The 18,694-nt window shown below is 68.2% G+C and carries 14 protein-coding genes and 7 pseudogenes; 13 read left to right on the top strand and 8 right to left on the bottom strand.

Translation table 11 applies throughout. The annotated features are described in order from the left end of the window. Positions 1–392: 392 nt before the first annotated feature. The 4 genes and pseudogenes from ACQEXA_RS13025 to ACQEXA_RS13010 form a co-directional block, all read left to right on the top strand. Positions 393–692: pseudogene (locus tag ACQEXA_RS13025) on the top strand (reverse transcriptase domain-containing protein); the annotation flags it as partial. Positions 693–716: 24 nt separating this feature from the next. Then, positions 717–1,169 carry a group II intron maturase-specific domain-containing protein gene (locus tag ACQEXA_RS13020; RefSeq protein WP_433134543.1) on the top strand — a complete coding sequence of 151 codons (453 nt, stop codon included), beginning with the start codon at positions 717–719 and terminating at the stop codon, positions 1,167–1,169. 126 nt (positions 1,170–1,295) lie between these two features. After that, positions 1,296–1,460, top strand: a pseudogene (locus ACQEXA_RS13015) (IS5/IS1182 family transposase); the annotation flags it as partial. Next, entirely contained in the window at positions 1,457–1,861 is a 405-nt protein-coding gene (locus ACQEXA_RS13010) for a PspA/IM30 family protein (RefSeq protein ID WP_432934769.1), read from the top strand. The pseudogene ACQEXA_RS13015 and the gene ACQEXA_RS13010, both read left to right, overlap by 4 nt. Positions 1,862–2,089: 228 nt before the next feature. On the opposite strand, the gene ACQEXA_RS13005 is transcribed toward ACQEXA_RS13010, so the two are convergent. Next, on the bottom strand, positions 2,090–2,263 hold the full coding sequence (locus tag ACQEXA_RS13005) for a hypothetical protein (RefSeq protein ID WP_432934770.1): 174 nt from the start codon (positions 2,261–2,263) through the stop codon (positions 2,090–2,092). A gap of 65 nt (positions 2,264–2,328) precedes the next feature. Between ACQEXA_RS13005 and ACQEXA_RS13000 the strand changes: the two genes are divergently transcribed. After that, complete coding sequence (locus ACQEXA_RS13000; protein ID WP_432934771.1) at positions 2,329–3,033, top strand: alpha/beta fold hydrolase; 705 nt, start codon at positions 2,329–2,331, stop codon at positions 3,031–3,033. Between the two features lie 123 nt (positions 3,034–3,156). Beyond that, a pseudogene (locus tag ACQEXA_RS12995) lies at positions 3,157–3,582 on the top strand (IS607 family transposase); the annotation flags it as partial. A 50-nt stretch (positions 3,583–3,632) separates the two neighbouring features. Here ACQEXA_RS12995 and ACQEXA_RS12990 read toward each other — a convergent pair. Continuing rightward, a pseudogene (locus tag ACQEXA_RS12990) lies at positions 3,633–4,502 on the bottom strand (integrase core domain-containing protein). Between the two features lie 23 nt (positions 4,503–4,525). Here ACQEXA_RS12990 and ACQEXA_RS12985 point away from each other — a divergent pair. Both ACQEXA_RS12985 and ACQEXA_RS12980 read left to right on the top strand, forming a co-directional pair. Further along, a complete protein-coding gene (locus tag ACQEXA_RS12985; RefSeq protein ID WP_432934772.1) occupies positions 4,526–4,798 on the top strand; it encodes a GntR family transcriptional regulator in 273 nt (90 codons plus the stop codon). Between the two features lie 656 nt (positions 4,799–5,454). Next, a complete protein-coding gene (locus ACQEXA_RS12980) occupies positions 5,455–5,598 on the top strand; it encodes a hypothetical protein (RefSeq protein WP_432934773.1) in 144 nt (47 codons plus the stop codon). A gap of 504 nt (positions 5,599–6,102) precedes the next feature. Here the strand turns inward: ACQEXA_RS12980 and ACQEXA_RS12975 are convergent. Further along, positions 6,103–6,897: a replication-relaxation family protein gene (locus ACQEXA_RS12975; RefSeq protein ID WP_432934774.1), complete on the bottom strand. Its 795-nt coding sequence runs from the start codon at positions 6,895–6,897 to the stop codon at positions 6,103–6,105. An 861-nt stretch (positions 6,898–7,758) separates the two neighbouring features. Between ACQEXA_RS12975 and ACQEXA_RS12970 the strand changes: the two genes are divergently transcribed. Then, entirely contained in the window at positions 7,759–7,983 is a 225-nt protein-coding gene (locus ACQEXA_RS12970; RefSeq protein WP_432940071.1) for a hypothetical protein, read from the top strand. 301 nt (positions 7,984–8,284) lie between these two features. Here the strand turns inward: ACQEXA_RS12970 and ACQEXA_RS12965 are convergent. Both ACQEXA_RS12965 and ACQEXA_RS12960 read right to left on the bottom strand, forming a co-directional pair. Further along, a pseudogene (locus ACQEXA_RS12965) lies at positions 8,285–9,381 on the bottom strand (integrase core domain-containing protein). Between the two features lie 442 nt (positions 9,382–9,823). Further along, positions 9,824–10,744, bottom strand: coding sequence for an AEC family transporter (locus tag ACQEXA_RS12960; protein WP_432934775.1), 921 nt, complete (start codon positions 10,742–10,744; stop codon positions 9,824–9,826). 163 nt (positions 10,745–10,907) lie between these two features. On the opposite strand from ACQEXA_RS12960, the gene ACQEXA_RS12955 reads away from it, so the two are divergent. From ACQEXA_RS12955 to ACQEXA_RS12945, 3 genes and pseudogenes are all read left to right on the top strand, one after another. Next, complete coding sequence (locus ACQEXA_RS12955) at positions 10,908–11,213, top strand: bifunctional DNA primase/polymerase (RefSeq protein WP_433129889.1); 306 nt, start codon at positions 10,908–10,910, stop codon at positions 11,211–11,213. Positions 11,214–11,961: 748 nt separating this feature from the next. After that, the gene (locus ACQEXA_RS12950; RefSeq protein ID WP_433129887.1) at positions 11,962–13,689 is read left to right on the top strand and encodes an Ig-like domain repeat protein; all 1,728 of its coding nucleotides are present in this window, start codon (positions 11,962–11,964) and stop codon (positions 13,687–13,689) included. A 780-nt stretch (positions 13,690–14,469) separates the two neighbouring features. Next, positions 14,470–14,889 (top strand): annotated as a pseudogene (locus ACQEXA_RS12945) (ISKra4 family transposase); the annotation flags it as partial. Positions 14,890–15,070: 181 nt separating this feature from the next. On the opposite strand, the pseudogene ACQEXA_RS12940 reads toward ACQEXA_RS12945, so the two are convergent. Next, a pseudogene (locus ACQEXA_RS12940) lies at positions 15,071–15,324 on the bottom strand (ISKra4 family transposase); the annotation flags it as partial. A gap of 48 nt (positions 15,325–15,372) precedes the next feature. Continuing rightward, positions 15,373–17,715, bottom strand: coding sequence for a hypothetical protein (locus tag ACQEXA_RS12935; protein WP_433129885.1), 2,343 nt, complete (start codon positions 17,713–17,715; stop codon positions 15,373–15,375). On the opposite strand from ACQEXA_RS12935, the gene ACQEXA_RS12930 reads away from it, so the two are divergent. Beyond that, positions 17,702–17,833, top strand: a complete 132-nt coding sequence (locus ACQEXA_RS12930) for a hypothetical protein (protein WP_432934778.1) — start codon at positions 17,702–17,704, stop codon at positions 17,831–17,833. The two genes, ACQEXA_RS12935 and ACQEXA_RS12930, sit on opposite strands and share 14 nt — an antisense overlap. Before the next feature lie 31 nt (positions 17,834–17,864). Here the strand turns inward: ACQEXA_RS12930 and ACQEXA_RS12925 are convergent, their stop codons facing one another. Next, positions 17,865–18,575: a hypothetical protein gene (locus ACQEXA_RS12925; protein WP_433129883.1), complete on the bottom strand. Its 711-nt coding sequence runs from the start codon at positions 18,573–18,575 to the stop codon at positions 17,865–17,867. Between the last annotated feature and the right edge of the window lie 119 nt (positions 18,576–18,694).

The raw sequence follows: 18,694 nt of genomic DNA, 5'->3' as shown, positions 1-18,694 counted from the left end.
CCGACTCCAGCTCGCCCAGGCCAAGGCAAGCACCGCGATCACCCGCATGATCGAAGCCTTCCAGGAACAGCTGATCACCATCGACGAGCTACGGGCCCGCATGCCCGGCCTGCGGGCCCGCGAGGCCGACCTCCGCCGCCAGCTCGACGCCCTGGAAGCCCAACTCGCCGACCGCGACGCCTACCTGAAACTCGCGGACGACCTGGAAGGCTTCCTCGCCCAGCTCCGCCACCACGCAGCCACCGCCACCCTCCAAGAGCGCCAGCGCGTCCTGCGACTGCTCGTCAAGGACATCCTCATCGGACCCGAGAAGATCACCATCCGGCACCGCATCCCCATCCGCGAACCCACCCCCACCAGCCGACCCCACGACCGCGCCCCCGACACGGAGAGTGACACGGAGAGTGACCGCGGCCCGAGTTATCTATTGCGTTGGGGGCGTACTCTCCCCACTGCTGGCCAACATCGCCTTGTCTGTGCTCGACGAGCACGTGATGGGGCCCTGGAAGCCGGGTGGGACGATGTCCAGCAGTTCTCGTCGGATCACGCGGGTGGCCAAGCACCTGCCCAACTGGCGGATCGTGCGTTACGCGGACGACTTCGTCGTGCTGGTCAGAGGCGAACGCCACCACGTCGAGACGCTGAGAACGGAGATCGGCGAGGTTCTCGCCCCGCTCGGGCTGCGCCTGTCGCAGTCCAAGACGCGCGTGGTGCACATGGCCGAAGGGTTCGACTTCCTCGGCTTCCACGTCAAGTGGATGCATAAACGAGGAACGGACAAGTGCTACGTCTACACCTTCATCGCGGACAAGCCCGTCCGTGAGCTGAAGCGGAAGATCAGGGCACTGACCCACAGGAGGTCGCAGGTCCCGTTCGCCGCCGTGCTGTCGAGGATCAACCAGATCCTGCGCGGCTGGGCCAACTACTTCAAGCACGCCGTCGCCAAGCACACCTTCAACGCCCTGCGTTCGTTCGTGTGGTGGCGGGTGGTCAACATGATCACGTATCGGCGGCGCATGACGTGGACAGCCCTGCGCCGACAGTTCAAAGGCCCCCAGGGCTGGCGGCAAATCGCTCTGGATGGAGTCGAGCTGTTCAACATCGCCGCAGTGGCGGTCACCCGCTACCGCTGGCGCGGACTGAGCATCCCGACACCATGGGCCGCATAAAGATCATCGCCCCAGCGGCAGTGACCCGTGGAGAGCCGGATGCGGTGAGAGTCGCACGTCCGGTTCGGTGAGCGGCTCGGGGAAACGGAGCCGGGGAAACCCTGCTACCGCGCCCCGAGTCGACTCTCCGTCAACGGCACCCTCATGCTGCACCGGCGCCTCGCCCGCGACTACGACCACCGACCCGACAACGCGGCCTCCCGCGTCTACTGGGCCTCCACCGCCGGCATGCTCCGCCGCCTCACCACCCCTACCCCCACCTGGCGGGACGACGTGGAGCTGACCGCGTGAACGTCAGCGAACTCCTGCGGCTGCTGCAGACCGAACACGATGAGGCCGCCGCACGAGCCGACCACCTGCGCGAGCAGATCGAGCGGCTCACCACCGCCCTCGCCGAGACCGAAGCCCGCCTGGCCGAGCTCGCCGCCACCCGCAAGGTCATCGACGCCCTCACCCCTCCCGACCACGCAACGGCCCCCGCGGAGACCGCCACCGCCACCGTCTACCAGCGCATCGTGACCACGTTCAACGAGCACCCCGGAAAGGTGTTCCGCGTCCACGATCTGCACGAGCACCTCGGCCTACCCACCGACGAGCCCTCGATCAACGTCACCCGCTCCCGCCTGGGACGACTCGTCCGCCAAGGACTCCTCACCCAACCCGGACGCGGCCGCTACCAGAAACGGACTTAACGCCCTCTGATGGGGAGCTGGCTGCTGCCGCGCTGTGGTTGAGCCCGTCGTGGGCGCGCCGGCGTGAGGGGTTCGGCTGGGGCGCCCGGTTCCTGGCGGTTCGTTCTGCGGTGTGATCGCTGTCGGCCAGGTCGGTGCGCCGCGTGTCGCCGCGCGCGGCGTCGGCTTCCACCGGCCGAGCGTGCTACTGGTCGTCTCCTTCCGGGTGTCGGGGCGGCGGGCCGGTGGTCAGCCGGGATCGGGTAGGGCCTGGATGCGGTCCCACGCAGCGACGGCCTGGTGGGCGGCGGCCCAGTCCCGGTCGAACTTGAGCTCCCAGCGGCGGGCGTGTTCGGTCAGCTTGGCTGGGACGTCGAACAGTTCGCTGAGGACAGTGGTAGGTTCGGCCCCCCAATCCGGCACAGACCGCTACATCACAGCGTGTCGCCGCTCGTTGCTGTCAACAGTTCACTGCTGATGGAGAAACCGTGAGAAATCTTCCTGCTTTGCTTCTCGTGCACGGCGCCTGGCATGGCCCGTGGTGCTGGCAGCCTTTGATCGAACATCTGCCGGGCGTCGACGTGCGGACCGTCGCGCTGCCCAGCAGCGGTGCCGATCCGGCGGACTTGGGGGACCTCTACGACGACGCGGCCGCCGTGGCGAAGACGCTGGCCTCTATCGGTGGGCCCACCGTGGTCGTCGGACACTCCTACGGCGGCAGCCCCATCACCGAGGCCGCCGCGCAAGTCGACAACGTGATTCGGCTTGTCTACGTCACTGCCCTGATGCTCGACGTCGGCGACTCCGTCCTGTCCGCGGCCGACGGCGTCTACCCGCCCTACTGGGACGTGCGGGAGCGACCTGACGGACACCCTGACAAGGGCTTCTTCCAAGTGTCCCAGCCGTTGGAGATCCTCTACGGTGACGTGGACCCCGAACTCGCGCGGCTGTCGGCCGCCAAGCTCGGCCGCCAGTCGCTGGCCTCAGCCACCCAGCCTCTCACTGAGGCGGCCTGGCGTACGGTGCCGAGTACCTACATCGTGTGCGAAGCCGACGCGGCGATTCCGGTGCCTCTCCAGGAGGCCATGGCTCAGCGTGCCCAGCGTACGCGGCAGGTGGACTCCGCGCATTCACCGTTCCTCTCCAACCCGGCCGAGTTGGCCCGCATCCTGCGGGAGGAACTCGGCGGGTAGAACGGCGGCGCGGTCGGCGTCCCGGTGGGACCGTTTGACCGGCTTCTTGAGCGCAAGCCCGGGTGTTCACGCCCGGTTTCTGTACGCCAGACGCCGTCCGGGACGTGGCTGGTCGACGAGCCCGCCACTGAGGCGTCCGGTCGGGTTGTGGCGCACTGCCGTGTTTACTCCGCCGACCAGAAGGCGGACCTTGACCGGCAGGTCGCCCGCGTGGTCCAGGGGGCTACCGGTCTCGGTTTGCCGGTCGCTGAGGTGGTGACTGAGGTCGGATCGGGGTTGAACGGGGGCAGCCGCAAGCTGCACCGCCTCCTGTCCAACCCGGACGCCGCTGTGATCGTGGTCGAGCACCGCGACCGGCTGGCTCGGTTCGACGTCGAGCATCTCGAAGCAGCGTCCGGTCGGCGTCTGATCGTCCTCGACCTCGACGAGACCGCTGACGACCTGGTGTGCGACATCACTGAGGTGCTGACGTCGATGTGCGCGCGCTTGTACGGGCGCCGAGCGCCAAAGAACCGGGCCGCCCGCGCGATGGGCGAGGCCGCCGAGTGAAGAAGTTCCAGCCGCAGCCCTGTAGGTGCCAAGAACTACGTCCGCGCTGGTCACGCTGCATGTTGGTACTCGTGGAGGATGCCGCCGAGGTGGTCGTGTCGGCGGACGTTGAGGTGGGTGGGCTGGCGAGGTTCGGTGATCGGTTCGGGTAGGGGGCGGAGGGGAGCGGCGCCTTGGAGGGTGCGGTGGGGGCGGTGCCCGTTGTAGAACTGCTCGTACTCGCGTAGTGCGTGGAGTAGGTGGGCCTGGTTCCAGACGAGGGTTCGGTCGAGGAGTTCGGCCCGGCAGGTTCGTACCCAGCGTTCCATGATGGCGTTCATGCGTGGCATCCGGACGCCGGTCTGGACGACTTCGATGCCTTCGGCTTGCAGGACGGCGTCGAACGGGGCTGGGTAGCGCGCGTCTCGGTCGCGGATGAGGAACTTCACCTTGGTGCCTGCGTCGTGGAGGTCCATGACCATGTTCCGGGCGAGTTGGGTGACCCAGTCCGCTGTGGGGTGTGCGGTTGCGCCGAGGATCCGCACGCGCCGGGTGGCGTGTTCGATGACGGCGAAAACGTAGAGGGTCGCACCGGTCAGCGTCTTGGTCTCGAAGAAGTCGGCGGCGAGGATGGTTTACGCTTGGGAGCGCAGGAAGGTGGCCCGGGTGGTGTGGTCGCGCTCGGGGGCAGGATTGATGCCGTGATGGTTGAGGATGTTCCACACGGTTGCGGCGGCGACCTTGATGCCGAGAGCGGCGAGCTCTCCGTGGATGCGCCTGTACCCCCAGTTGGGATTCTCTTCGGCGAGCCTGAGCACCAGGGTACGGATCGAGCGGATGGTGCGTGGTCGACCGGGACGTTTGGGTCGGGAGGCTTTGCCGTGGCGGCGGTGCAGGAGTTCGCGATGCCAGCGCAGCACCGTGTCGGGGGAGACGATCAGGTGTAGCGCTCTACGGTCAAAACGTGGACAAGATCAGCCCTGACTCGCCGCAGTACGTGTACGAACAGCTGGCCGCGATCATCGAACGCAAGATCCGTTCAGGCGAGTACCCTCCCGGCACCCGGCTGCCAGGAGAGCTGACCATGACCCACGACTACAAGGTCGGCCCAGGTACGGTCCGTCGCGCGCTGGACCTCCTTCGGGACAGGGGGTTGGTGGTAACTGTGCGTGCCCGTGGGTCGTTCGTGGTCGACCCCCTTCCTCTCTCCCTCGAAACTCCCCCTCCCCTCACGTAGCCGAAGCCGCAGTCGCCGTGCCGCGTGCGATCCGCAGCGCACCGTGGTCCTGGCAAGCGTGGGCCCGGGCCGACGGCTATGACGGCTCGGGCTCGAGTGAAGACGGTGGATGTTCCTGCGAGATGGACGGCCGGGCAGGGGCGTCGTTGGGGAGATGGACGGCGAGGCGGCCGTGTGAAGCCTTCGGTCGTGCGGCTGCGAGGCCGGTGGGGTGTCGCGCGCCGCCCAAGGTTCCGCTGGAGGAGCGCTCGCGTCACGATGGGGAAACGGGGGCTGTGGTCGGCCCGCCACAGCCCCAACCAAGCCGCAGGAGGGACTGAACGCCGCATCGTCGCAGAGGTCGCCGTGATCTGGTGGCGCGAGGCGGGGATCTCGGCATCCTTCGCGCGGTCGCTCATCGAGAGAAATCGCTGGAGGGCGTGGGCATTCATGACGCCGAGGTAGGCCAGTTTCAGCAGTACGGGCGATCATCGTGCCGCCTTGATCCACAGGGCAGCCAGGGTGCTGATTTTGACACTTCGGACGACGAGGTCGGTGCCCGGTGGCCGAGGCGCACCGGCTCCCATCGGCGCGGATGAGTTGTCGGCGGGCGCAGGGTCTGGGTCTGTGCGGTGCTCGCCGTGATGCTTGCGAGGCTGGGTGCTGTGATGGTTGCGGTGAGCCGGTCCGGGGCGAAGGTACGGGCGATCCACGAATCCGGCGCCCGGCACAATGCCGTCTTCGCGCAGGTTGACGGTCCGTGGGTGGTCGAGCCCGGGGTGGAGCGCGGCTTCCTGCTCCAACGCTCAGACGACCATTAGCCCTTGCTGAAACGGATCTGCGCAATCGGTTGTGCATTTGTGTCCGGGACCATTGCGCAGCCCCGCACCCCCACGCGACTTCACGGTGCGCAGTCTGCGCACCGGGCCTGGACACGCCCCATCCGTCGTTGCGCGATCGAGCTCCCATTGCGCAGCTTTCGGCCGGACGGTGTGCGCACCGCTGTGACCTGCTCTGGTTGGGTCCATGGTCGGGCTGGCCCGCTTCATGGTCGGGGCCGTGCAGGTCGTGGTCGGGCATGATGCCCAGGCCATGTCGGCGGTGTGATGGAGGCGGCCTGGGCGGTTGCACAGCCATCGCGTGCGCAATGTGCCGTGCAGCGCTGTGACCTGCTGTGGTCGGGTTCATGGTCGGGAGCATTGCGCAGGATCGCGGGCGGAGCGGCTAGGGGTGGCGGGACTGTGTCCAGCTGACCTTGTGGTCTTGGTCCGGGACGTGGACGGGGTGCCATGCGGGTGCGGAGGGGCCGTTGCGGAGCAGGTCGGTCAGGTGGCTGCCAGGATGGGGACGTCGCGCAGGAAGCTGGACAGCGTCAGTGCCGTGGTGGCTGCGTGCAGGGCTTGGATGCGCGTGGCGATGTCGGTGGGGCCGGTGCCGTCCAGGACGAACAGCAGCCGCGGGAACAGGGCGTAGCGGCGCTTCCAGTCTTCTTCCTGGGGCTGGTGGGCGAGGATCGGTCGTGGGCGGCCGATGGGTGTGGGCACGTAGGTGTGGAGGCGGGCGTAGGCGCCGAGTTTGACGGCGAGTCGTTCAGGGCCCATGGTGGCGCGGTCGACTTCGACGAAGGCCCGCAGCATCGACCCGCCGTGGTTGGAGGTGCGGTAGTACAGGTGGGCGTCGGGGATGACGGCTTCGCCGCCGAGGGAATGGTAGACGTCGGAGATCCAGTCCAGCGGCCGGCACACGTCGCCGCGGCGGCGGGCGTCCTGCAGGAAAGCAAGCCCGGTCTCCGTTACCGCCCGCGCGTGCCCTGCCCGAAGCCGCGCGGCGGTAGGGTCGGCGATCAGCTTCGGCGGCTGCCACTCCCGCAACTCCGGCCACTCGGAGGCGACCTGCACACCGTACTGGGTGGCAAACCACACCCGGGTGCGCCCGGCCTGGGGTAAGGTGATGCGATCGATCAGGCCCTCGCTGCGCAGCTTGACCAACCTTCGCCGTGTCTGTTCGATCCGCACCCTGGGCGCGATCACCCGATGCATCTGCTCGGCCGTCGCCATCCGGTACTGCGCCAGTACCGCCCGCGCCAGCCAGTCCCCGCCGCCCGCGCCCACCTTCATCATCGCCGGGTCCTCCCGTAGGGTGTGGCACCGCTTGCCCGGTGCCGCGCGTGGGGACAGACCAGCAGTCGGCCCCGACCGCACGTGCGACCGTGGAGGCCCGACCGGAGTCGCGATGCGATAACCCCGCCCTCGACCCCGCCGGAAACCCGGCCGAAAGCCCCGTCGGCATCCCCGCCGACAAGTCCCCGCCCTCCTCGGGCGCCTGACGGTGTATTCGCAGCTCACCACGCCTGATTGGGCGTGGCCGGGAGCCCGACATCCCCCTATGCGCCTCTCGCAGCCGACCCCTGAAGCAGAAAGAGAAAAGGTCGGGGCGGGCTGGGGCGGGTGGTCGGCGCGGCGGGGGATCGGGCGGCCCGAGGTCTTGTTGCGCGTCGGCCGGACCTCCGCGCTGGCGCTGGGCAGGCCAGCGTTGTGAGGGGACTGGCCGGCGAGGCACAGCGGGACAAGAACACGCGTCATCGTCACGATGCCACGGTGGTGCTTTGCCCACCCTAATCGCCCTCGTGCAGAGCGCAGACGCCAAGCCCGAGTGATGTGCAAGCGAAGCGCTGGGGCGGCTGCCGTATGGCGACGCTGGCTCACCATTACTGTGCCGTACGTGAGGGTCCTTGTTCGGCCTCGTACTGGGCGCGTGCCTCGTTCACGGCCGCTCCGGCGACCTCGTCCTCGACCCCATGTGCGGCATCGGCACCACCCTCGTCGAAGCCGTCCGCCTCGGCCGCCATGCCATCGGCCCCGAGTACGAGCCCCGTTGGGCCACCCTCGCCAGCGCCAACGTCCGCCACGTGATCACCACAACGGGGGGTGGCCAAGACGAGGTTGTCTGCGGTGACGCCCGACGCCTGACCACCCTCATCGGTGAGGAGTATCACGGCCGGGGTCGCCTTCGTCGTCACCTCACCGCCATACGGCAACTCCCTCCACGGCCAAGTACGTTCCACCAAGGAGACCGGCACGCCCGGCGTGCTGAAGAAAGACCACCGCTACAGCCACGACCCGTCCAACCTCGCCCACGTCACCACCGACCAGCTCCTGGAAGCGTTCACCGACATCCTCACCGAGCGCAGGTGCTGCTCGTTGTAGATCAAGAGCCGGTCGGTGCATTCGCGCCGGACGGTGCCTACCCAGCGTTCGGCGATCGCGTTCGCCCGCGGTGCACGGACCGGTGTCCGGATCACCCGGGCACCCAGTGAGGTGAACACCTCATCGAAGACACCGGTGAACTTCGCGTCGCGGTCTCGGATGAGGAACCGCACCTGTTCGGCTCTGTCGCCCAGATCCATGACAAGGTTCCGGGCCTGCCGAGCGACCCACGAACCCGTTGGGTTCGCCGTGACCCCTGCGATGTGGACGTTGTAGGTGCCAAGAACTACGTCCGTGCTGGTCACGCCACGTGTTGGTACTCGTGGAGGATGCCGCCGAGGCGGTCGCGTTGGTGGACGTCGAGGTGGGTGAGCCGGTCGGGTTCGGTGATCGGTTCGGGCAGGGGACATAGCGGTGTGGCGCTTGCGATAGTGCGGTGGGGCCTGTGCTGGTTGTAGAACTGCTCGTATTCGCGCAGGGCGTGGAGTAGATGGGCCTGGTTCCAGATAAGGGTGCGGTCGAGGAGTTCGGTTCGGCAGGAGCGGATCCATCGCTCCATGATCGCGTTCATGCGCGGCATCCGGACGCCGGTCTGGACGACCTCGAAACTCTCAGCTTGCAGGACGGCGTCGAAGGCGGCCGGGTAGCGCGCGTCCCGGTCGCGGATCAGGAACCTCACCTCTGCGCCGGCGTCGTGGAGGTCCATGACCAGGTTTCGGGCCAGTTGAGTGACCCAGCCCGCGGTGGGGTGCGCGGTCCCGCCGAGGATCCGCACGCGCCGGGTGGCGTGCTCGATGACAGCGAGGACGTACAGGGTCGCCCCGGTCAGCGTCTTGGTCTCGAAGAAGTCGGCGGCGAGGATGGTGTGAGCTTGGGAGCGCAGGAACGCTGGCCAGGTGGTGTGGTTCCGCTCGGGGGCGGGGGCGGGGGCGATGCCGTGTTCCTTGAGGATGTTCCACACGGTGGAGGCGGCGACCTTGATGCCGAGAGCGGCGAGCTCGGCGTGGATCCGCCTGTACCCCCAGCTCGGGTTCTCTCATGCGAGCCGGAGCACCAAGGCACGGACGGAGCGTACGGTGCGCGGTCGACCGGGACTCTTGGGGCGTGAGGCCGTGGCATGACGGCGGCGGAGCAGATCGCGGTGCCAGCGCAGCAGCGTGTCGGGAGAAACGATCAATTGGAGTCGGCGAAGGTGTACCCGGGGGAGGGTTGCAGGAGCGCCGCGAGCAGCGCGCGGTCAGGCCAGGTGAGCTGCGGCTTGTCGATCTGCCGCTGCAGCACGGCCAGTTGGTGGCGCAACGCCAAGATCTCAGCATCCCTGTCGCGATCGCCCATCGGCAGCAGTCGTATCAAGGTGAACACGCTCGTCAGAGCCAGGTAGGGCAGTCGCAGCAGCACCGGACCATCTTGGAGCCGGCCCGATCCGGCCAGCAATCAACGAGCGATGCCTTCAATGTCATCGCCGACTGGCAGGACCCGCAAGAGTACTCGCACACGTGCTGACCAGCACGGATGAGGATTCTGGCACCTACAGCGTCCCTGCGTTCAGCGAGCCGGACCAAGATCGACACGTGCGGAGCTTCCCACCGCCTCGATCTGGCAGCAAGGCATGCCCCCGGACTCGCGCAGGGGCAAACGTTGCCTGGTGCGGCACTGGCTACGTGGCAATGGATCGACCCCGATGATGGAGACGAATTCCCCCGGGTAGCCCTCAAAAGGACCCTCTCCGTCGCTTGTGTCGTACGGCTCGGCCTTGAGGCACCAAACGAGGTCGTCGAACTAGCGCGCCCGTCGACCTCGTCATCGACTCCGGCGAGTGCCCGGTCGACTGACACGTCTGTCAGCCCAGCAGAGCCGCGACCACCACCAACACCGGCACCGAAAGCACCGTGGACAGCAGAATCGCGTCCCTGGCGAGCACCTCGCCCACCCCGTACGTGCTGGCGTACGTGTAGAGGTTCTGCGCGGCCGGCAGTGCCGAGGTCACCGTCACGTCGAGCAGCGGCGCTCCGTGCAACCCGAAGACGTTGGTAGCCAGCGCCCAGGCGACGACCGGCTGGCCCGCCGCTTTCAGGGTCACGGCGAGGAGCACAGGGTGGCGATCCCGGCCGCGGCCGGGCAGGGCGCTGCCGCGCAGGGAGATGCCGAAGGCGAGCAGGACCGCCGGGACGGACATGTTGCCGATGAGGGTGATGGGGTCCATGATCGGACCGGGGACGCGGACGCCGGTCGCCGAGACCAGGACACCGCTCAGCGAGCCCACCGCGATCGGATTGCGCAACGGGGTCAGCAGGCGTCGCCACCACGGGCCCTTCTCGCCCATGCCGGAGAGGTCGAGGATCATCAGGGCGATGGGGGTCACCATGACGACCTGGAAGAGCAGTACCGGGGCTACCAGGGACGCGTCGCCCAGGACGTACACGGCGATGGGGATGCCGAGGTTGCCGGAGTTGACGTAACTGGAGCACAGGGCGCCGATGGTGGTGCGGCCCACGCCCCAGTGGCGTACGACACCAACCGCGACGAAGGCGCCCGCCGCCGCGGCCGTGCTCATCGCCGTCACCAGCAGCCGGCTGGAGAAGATCACCGACAGGTCGGCGTGGGCTAGCGTGGTGAACAGCAGGGCGGGGGAGGCCACGTGAAAGGCCAGCTTGGTAAGCACCTCCCGGCCGTGCCCACCGAGGTGGCCGCCGCGGCCGAGGACGTAACCGACGGCGATGACGACCGCGATGACGACGAACCCGCTCAACACCCCCTGCACGGCGCCTCCTCGGTGGACCGGAGGCCGTCGGGTATCCAGGGTGGTGCTGATCCTGAGGATCCATGGGGCATACAGCCAACCCTCCGGGGCGAGCCCGGCCGGGTCAATGTGATGTTCGCTGCCCCGCCCTGCACCCGGAGTCACCGCAGGCCAGAGCGCTCCCGTGGCCGTGATCGGGGCACGGATCCGGGCTTCTGCTCGGCGAGCGAGTGAAGCTGCGCAACGCAGTCCTGCACGCCGCAGCGGTGGATTCCACTTGTACTTCGCCGCCCCGCCCGGCGTCCGGCTCGGCAACACGGCAGGGCGACTCGGCAAGCGAATCGACACCCGCGCGTGGGGAGGCCATGTCGTCGCCCCGGCAGCCTCACCCATGTCGGGGTCTACGCGTCGTCGTCGACGCACCGCCTGTTCCTCTGCCGGATTGTCTGTACGTCTGCCTGACGGAGCGTCAGGTCTCACGGGGCTTTAATTGGCCGCACCGTCGTCGGTCCGGGCGTCCCGCTACACCACAGCGGGCTTCAACGCGGAAACCGCGAGTGTGCGGGCAGCCCCGGAGGGCGAGCGCAACGCCACCTCGCTCCGGGCGGCGCGAGCCCTGGGGGCGGTTCATCGCGTGGGGCGACCTTCCGTGAGAACAGGTTGAGGAGGCTCTTCAGTCGGCAGGGGAGGACGCCGGACTCTCGCCGCGATCCTGCGCGGCGTCGATTCGGAGCGGTCTGAACTGGTCCATCGCGCGCAGCGGTCAGCGGAGGACAGCATGAGTACCCGCTCTCGCACTCCACTGAGGTTGGTCCACTCCGCAGAACGGTCGGCGGACGGCGGCACGAGCACCCGCTCGACAAGGACGTGTGGCGCGAGGAGGCGGGCCTGGTCCCCGAGCACCTCAACATCTTCGGCGACCACAGGCCGAAGGAGCTGGGGGACGAGTACCGACTGGTCCAGCGTCTGGGCTGACCCCTCCGAAAGGCTCCGCGGCCGGTCGCGTGCCCTGACCAGCGTTCGTCACGGCCAGCGGCGGTGCACACCGGTGAGGCCGCCGCACAACGGCGTGCGGGGCCGCGGGCCAGTGCCGGCCACCGTCCGCCGTCCACGGAGAGGACGGCGACAGGTCCTCACCCGCGCCCCTTGGACAGGCAATCTTCTCAGCTGTTTCATGGGTGTTACAGGTGCCTCATTGAACGCAGTGGGCACCCGACACAGCCTGTGGGGGGGCACAGTTGAATACAGCACACCGTCCCAGACGTCTGGCGGCCACGTTGCTCGCCGCCACGCTCGCCGGAGTCGGCCTGACCGTCGCCGTGGCGCCCGCGGCCCACGCGGCGGCCTCCGACGCGGTGGTCAAGCTGCCGTTCTCGTCGTACTCGGCGATCGCCGTCGACTCCGTGCACCAGCGCGTGTTCGTCGCGGACAGCAACACCGACTACTACCTCAACAAGGGCACCATCGTCGCCTACAACTTCCAGGGCGAGCGCCTCACCACCATCCAGACCCCGGCCCACGTCTCGGGCCTGGCCCTGAGCGCCGACAACACCAAGCTCTACGCCGGCCTGCGTGAATACATCCAGACGTACGACACCACCACCTTCGAACCGGCCTTCCTCGCCTACACCAACACCGACACGTGCGGCAGGGAACTCGCCTTCTCAGGCGACCAGTTGTACTTCACCACGCCCTACTCGCAGTACGTGGGCGAGTGCAACAACGCCCAGACCTATTTGGACGGCATCGTCAACGGTGTGCATACACGCACCGGTTGGAACGACTACGGCAAGCTCAAGCTCGAGGCCGGCCCCGACGACCGGATGCTGATGGGCCAGCCGCACAACGACTACGCGGCCAACCCCTTCCTCGCGGTGTACGACACCAGCAACGGCTCTCTCGTACGGAACGCCGTCCGCCGTTTCGCCGACAGCGCGGGCAACGGCGCACTCGACCTGAAGGACATGGCGTTCTCCGCCGATGGCAGCAAGGTCGCCGTCGCCGACGCCAACTACGGCACCCGGCTGCTCAACACTGACGACCTGTCCGACGCGGCGAACGGCTACCAGCCGCTCCCGGTCGGCGCCACCGCCAGCTCGGTCGCCTTCAGCGGCGACGGAAAGTACATGGCACGCGGCGCGGCGGCCACCGGCTCCACACCCGACCTGCTGCTCCAGCCCGCCGACCCCACCGACTCGACAGCCCCGCTGGAGTTCGTCTTCGAGGGCAGCCTCGACGGCGACCGGGTCGCCCCGCGCGGGATGGAGTGGTCGGCCGACGGCTCCCGGCTGTTCGCGGTCACCACCAACGCCGTCGGCAGCCAGTACTGGCTGCACATCATCCAGCCCCCGGCCGTCCAGTACGACACCCGCTTCACCGGCGGCCTCACCCACAGCCCTGCCCCGGCGGTCGCGGGCGAGCCGCTGGCCGTGCGCGGCAGGCTGGAGCTCGACGGGCCCGCTCCCGGCACTCCGCTGAAGGTCACGGCGACCCGCACGGACGCGACCGGCACCCACGACCTGGGCGCCGCCACCGTCAAGGAGGACGGCACCTTCGCGGTCCTCGACGAGCCGGACCTCGTCGGCGACGCCACGTACACGGTGTCCTTCCTCGGCGACCTGACCCACCGCCCCGCCACGGACATCGTCCACATGGTGTCCGTGGCCAAGGCGCCGACCTCGATCGCGCTTACCGCCCCGGCGCAGGCCACGCTGGACGGTGTCCGGATCACCGGCACCTTCACCGCGCAGGGCAAGGCGCTGCCGGACCGGGCGGTGCTGAAGGTCGTACGGACTGACAAGCTCGGTACGGGCACGCTGTCGTCGGTGTCCGTCGCCGCGGACGGCACGTTCACCATCGACGACATTCCGCGCGCCCGGCGCGAGGTGACCTACACGGTCAGCTGGCCGGGCGACGACCTGCACGAGGCGTCCGAGGCCGTGGTAGCGGTCTACGTCACGCGCTGATCCCTCCGGTCCCGCCCCGGCCCTCCAGGTACTGGGTGTGGGAGTCCTGACGGTGGGCCTCGGTCTCGCCTCGGAAATCACTCAGGGGCCTGATCCACTCTCGCGGATCAGGCCCCTGACCTGGTACTCCCCTGTCGGGGTGGCGGGATTTGAACCCACGACCTCTTCGTCCCGAATTAGGCCCTGGAAGATCGCCCACCTGCTACTCATGCCAAAGGAGCAGGTCAGAGCGTTGGGACATGTCGGTCTCCGTTGGTGATTCGGAGACGTGATCGCAAGATCATCTCCAGGATTTCTCCATAGAAGCGCGACCAGGACTTTGCTGTGGTCGCCATCCGGCAGGGGTATTGACCTGGACCCTGGGGCTCTCTCTCCTATCGACGGGGCATGCGATGTACTGTCCTGCCGACGCTGTGGCTGAGCAGGTACGACCAGGGGAGATAGGGGGGCGCGTGAGCCAGTGCACGACTACAACGACCAAGGGGACCCGTTGCCGGAACCCGATCATGGTCTGGTACGGCATCGGTCCTCACCCGCAAGTCTGCGAGAGCCACGCCACCCCAGAACAGAAGGCCGCGTCAACAGCGGCGCTGGACATCCCCGTCGATCTCGCCACAGCGGACCCCGCCGCGGTGTTCCCCGGGGTGTCCATTACGCCGCAGCGCCTCGTCTGTAACGCCATGAGCGGCTGGGTGGCCAAGATCCGTGGCACGAACGAGAAGTACATGTACGCTCGGACATTCCTCAACCGCAGCCGTAAGCAGCCTTACGGATGGGCGCTCCCGGACCTGGGTGGCGGACAAACTCACCGCGATCCTCGCCGGACACGCCGACCGCGCCGCCACCGAGATGTCCGCACAGGCCGCCGCCGAACAACTTCCCTCTGCCCGCCGCGAGGCAGTCACCACATGCCACCGCTACCTCACCGGCCACCTCGACCAACTCCACTACGACACCGCACTCGCAGCCGGATGGCCGATCGCCACCGGCGCCGTCGAAGGCGCCTGCCGCCACCTGATCGCCGACCGCCTCGACATCACCGGCGCCCGATGGGGACTTACCGGAGCCGAAGCCGTCCTCCAGTTCCGCGCGCTGATCACAAACGGAGACTTCGAGAACTACTGGATCTTCCACGCGGCCCGCGAGCATCAACGCCTCTACCCCAGTCCTGGCCAGCAGAACTACAGCCTCACAGCCTGATCAGGAACGTCACTTCAGAGGATCCGCACCCATCATGGAGTCCCCGACAACCCGAATCCGACGGGTTCGCGGATTCCAGACGCACTCTGGTGACGAACCCGAGGGGCAGTGTTCCTGAACAGCCCGCACCATACATCGCGTTCGTTGCTGGGGAGGACTCTTCTGAAGTGAAGGTCGTGGATCAGGCGGTCAGTGTGTAGCCGTCCTGGTCGGGACTGGGATAGAGCCGCTGGTGTTCACACGTGGCATGGAAGACCCAGTAGGCGTCGAGGTCGTTGTTGGCGGTGAGGGCGCGGAGGCGGAGGACGGGCTTCGGCTCCTTCGAGGCCCCAGCGGGCGCCGGTGATACCGAGGCGGTCGCTGACTGAGGTGGCGGCAGGTGCCTTCGACGGCGCCGATGGCGATGGGCCAGCCTGCCTCGAGTGCGGTGTCGTAGGCTTCCCGACCACACCCGGTGTACGGGCGGCAGGCCGCCCGGAGCTGTCAGCGGGGCGGGCGAACGGCGAAGGTTGCTGTCACCGTGCCGTCCTGGTTGAGGTCCGGTACGCAAGGGTTGGCACCGGCGCAGGCACCCGACCACCCCGTGAAGAAATAACGGGAGTCCGAGATGGACGCGGTCAGCTGCAGTCCTTCCGCTGAGACGTCGAAACCACATTGCGTAGGGAGGACTGAGCCCTCGCAGGTCGTCCCGTCCTGAGTACCCTGGGCTGCGACCTTGCCGTCAGATTCACCAGTGAGGACGACCATGAGATGGACGAATCCGGTGCCGGTGAGCTCGGCGGGCGTGGAGGTGCTCTTCCCCGAGGTGACCGTGAGCTGGGTGCTCGCGGGGCCGATCCGGCTCGGCGAGAACTCAACCGACACCCTGCAAGAGGCGCGGGCCGCCAACTGGCCCGGGCAGGTGCCGTCCGCGTATGAGAAGTCGGTGTCGTCGGGGATATCCACGGAGTCGACGGCGATGGCCTGGTCGTTGGGGTTGGTGACGGTGAAGTCCAGTACCTGGGCTTCCACGCCGGGATAGATGTGCACCGGCCGGAAGTCTTGTACGGACGGGGTGATGGCGGGTGGGGAGAGCGGGATGTGCGTCCCGCCGTCGGTACCGGTTGTCGTGCTGTCGTTCGTTGCCTTGCCGGTTGTCGTGCTGTCGTTCGTTGCCTTGCCGGTCGTCGTGCTGCCGTTCGTTGCCTTGCCAGTTGTCGTGCTGCCGTTCGTTGCCTTGCCGGTCGTCGTGCTGCCGCCGTCGGTTCCACCGGAACGGGAAGCCGCGGGTGGTGAGGACGAGGAGCCGCCACCGTCGCCGGAGCCGCCCATGGCCTGGCCTATCGCCGAGCCGATCGTGAGCACGGCCACCACCGTGGCGACGGCGGTCAGCACACGCCGCCGGGTATTCGATGTCCGGGGTGGGGGAGGGGGCGCTGCCGGTTCGAGGAGGGCCAGGTTGGCGCTGGTGACCGCCGCACCCGCCGCGTCGCCCAGCTGTGTTCGCAGGTCAAGCGCCCGTTGGAGGAGCCGCCGGGCCTGGTCCGCGCGGTCGTGGAGAAAATGCTGGATGCCCTGCTGGTGGGTGAAGTAAGCCTCGGACACGGTGTCCCCCGCTGCCTGTGCGGCGGTGATCCCCTGTGTGAGAGTGTTCTGCCAGGCCTGCCAGTGCCCCTGGACGAAGAGCACCCGCTCGACGACGGTCGTCAGACGGACGACCGCCTCCCACTCGCGCTGTTCGGCCGCGAAGCCGAGCAGGCTCACCGCCGCGTCGATGGCCCCGCGTGCCTCCTGGCCGCCCGGGTCGCAGGACGCGAGCCAGGCGTTCAGCGAGCGCAGCGCTGAGGCGAGCCCGATGTAGCGGTACAGGATCCGCCGGTAGGGCTCGGCCTTGCAGACTGGTAACCCGAAGCGGTCCTCGCGTTGCTCGGCCAGGCCGCGCGCCGTCAGCGACTCCAGGGTGTCGCTGACGTACGCGATGTCGGCCATCTGCGAGAGCAGATCACCGGGCAGTAGCGCGCCGCCGGCCAGCGCGAGCACCGCCAGCGCGCGCTTGGCCTGGGGACCGGCCGCCGAGATACACAGCTCGTCCAGGACGCCCGGGTCTGACTCCGCCCGTGCGGCGAGTTCGCCGAAGGAGCGGCCGTCGAGTCGCACCAGCGCGCCCGCCTGCCGCAGATGCAGCGGCTGCCCGTCGACGGCGGTCACCAGCCGCCGTACCGTGGCCATCTCGAAGTCCGGGATGAAGCGGCCCACCTCGCGCGAGAGCAGGGCCACAGCTGCCGACTCCGGCAGGCCTGGTAGCGCGGACGAGGTTCCCAGCGCACCGAGTACCGGGGCTGAGGTGCCGATCACCAGCGCGCAGCTCGGCAACGCCCGCCGTAAGTAGCCGAGTTGCTCCGGACCGTATGACACGTCGTCGAGTGCGACGACCCCGCTGACGTTCCCCAGCGTCTGGGCGCACTCCTGGGTGGTGAGCCTTCTGCCGCCCGGGCGGGGGTAGATGTAGAAGTGCCGCGTCAGATCCTGGAAAAGGTCCTCTAGTTCGGTGCCGCCCACCCGCAGGTATGCTCCGGGGGCGCTGCTGGCGGCCGCGTTCTTGAGGAGGGCGGACTTCCCCACTCCGCAGGGCCCCGTGAACTCCACCGCTGCCTGCTCGCGGGCCGCTCTCCGGATGAGGGCGAGTTGTTCCTCCCGGCCGACAACGAACGGCGGCGGAGGGACGTCCGGGCCGTAGGGAAGCCGTACCGGCTGTGGACCAGATGCCCGCAGGGGCAGGCGCTCGAGGCGAGCTCCGTGCCGGTCTGTGAGAGTGACACTGAAATGACCGAAGATGACACTGTCCATTACTCAGATCCTCCAGCTTCAGGAGGCCGGTGTGACGGAGGAAGAGCTACTTCCGATCGTCGCGGGGGCCATCACCGAGTCGTATTTCGCGGAATGGGGCACGTTGGCACCCGTGTGATCACCTCAGTCTTGGCGCCGTGCGCGACCTCTCAGTTGGAGGTCTCGGCCCGGTCGAGATCCGGGGCAGATGCGGAGCCCCCGGATCGGGACTTCCGCGGCGACATCATGAGGCCGGCCACGACGGCCCAGATCCCGATGAGTGAGGCCAGCGGAAACAGCGCGTCGAAGCGGTCGGTGAACGCGATCGTGGCGGACGCCAGCGCGTAGGCCAGCCCCCCGACGAGGCCGAGCGCGAGCGTGATCGGGTTGCCGAGGGTGCGCGTGAGGCCGCCGGCGACGGCGAGGGTTGCGATGCCCAGGCCCCACAGCGGATCGACGATCGTCTCGTTCCACGTCTGCATGTGGTAAAGGAGCGTCTTCTCGCCACCGGCGATTCCGTCCGCACCGAGAGCGGCGAACAGGTGCAGCGTCATCCCGATCGTGGCGACGACGGCGATGACGGACACGACGCCGGTCACCGTGGCCATGGCGGAGCCGAGACCGCCGCGGCGCCGGAACCCGAGGATCGCGGCCGCGAAGCACGCCATCGCGGCCAGCAACAACGCGTGCGAGGGGTACCACATCGAGTCGACCAGCATGTCGTGGAGTTGGGAGACCTTCGATCCCTTACCACTGTCACCGGGGTGGATGGCGCCGCCTGCGAAGAAGGCGGCCCCGCCCAGCACCAGGAGGGGCCCGGCGACCCGCTCGGGGTGTCCGGCGCTGGACAGTTGGATGTGGATCCGAGTCGACGTGCTCATGGTGACTCCTTCGGTCGGGACGAGTCGGTGGTCCCACCGTGTCCCTCCCAGGGGTTCCGGGATACGGTGCGCACCCTGCACTTCGACCAGGGGAAACCCTCATCCATGAGCGTTGCCGC

This window comes from Streptomyces sp. CA-106110 (genome assembly GCF_050936285.1).
In the GTDB taxonomy this organism is placed as follows: domain Bacteria; phylum Actinomycetota; class Actinomycetes; order Streptomycetales; family Streptomycetaceae; genus Streptomyces.
This window is presented reverse-complemented; position numbering and strand designations above follow the sequence as displayed.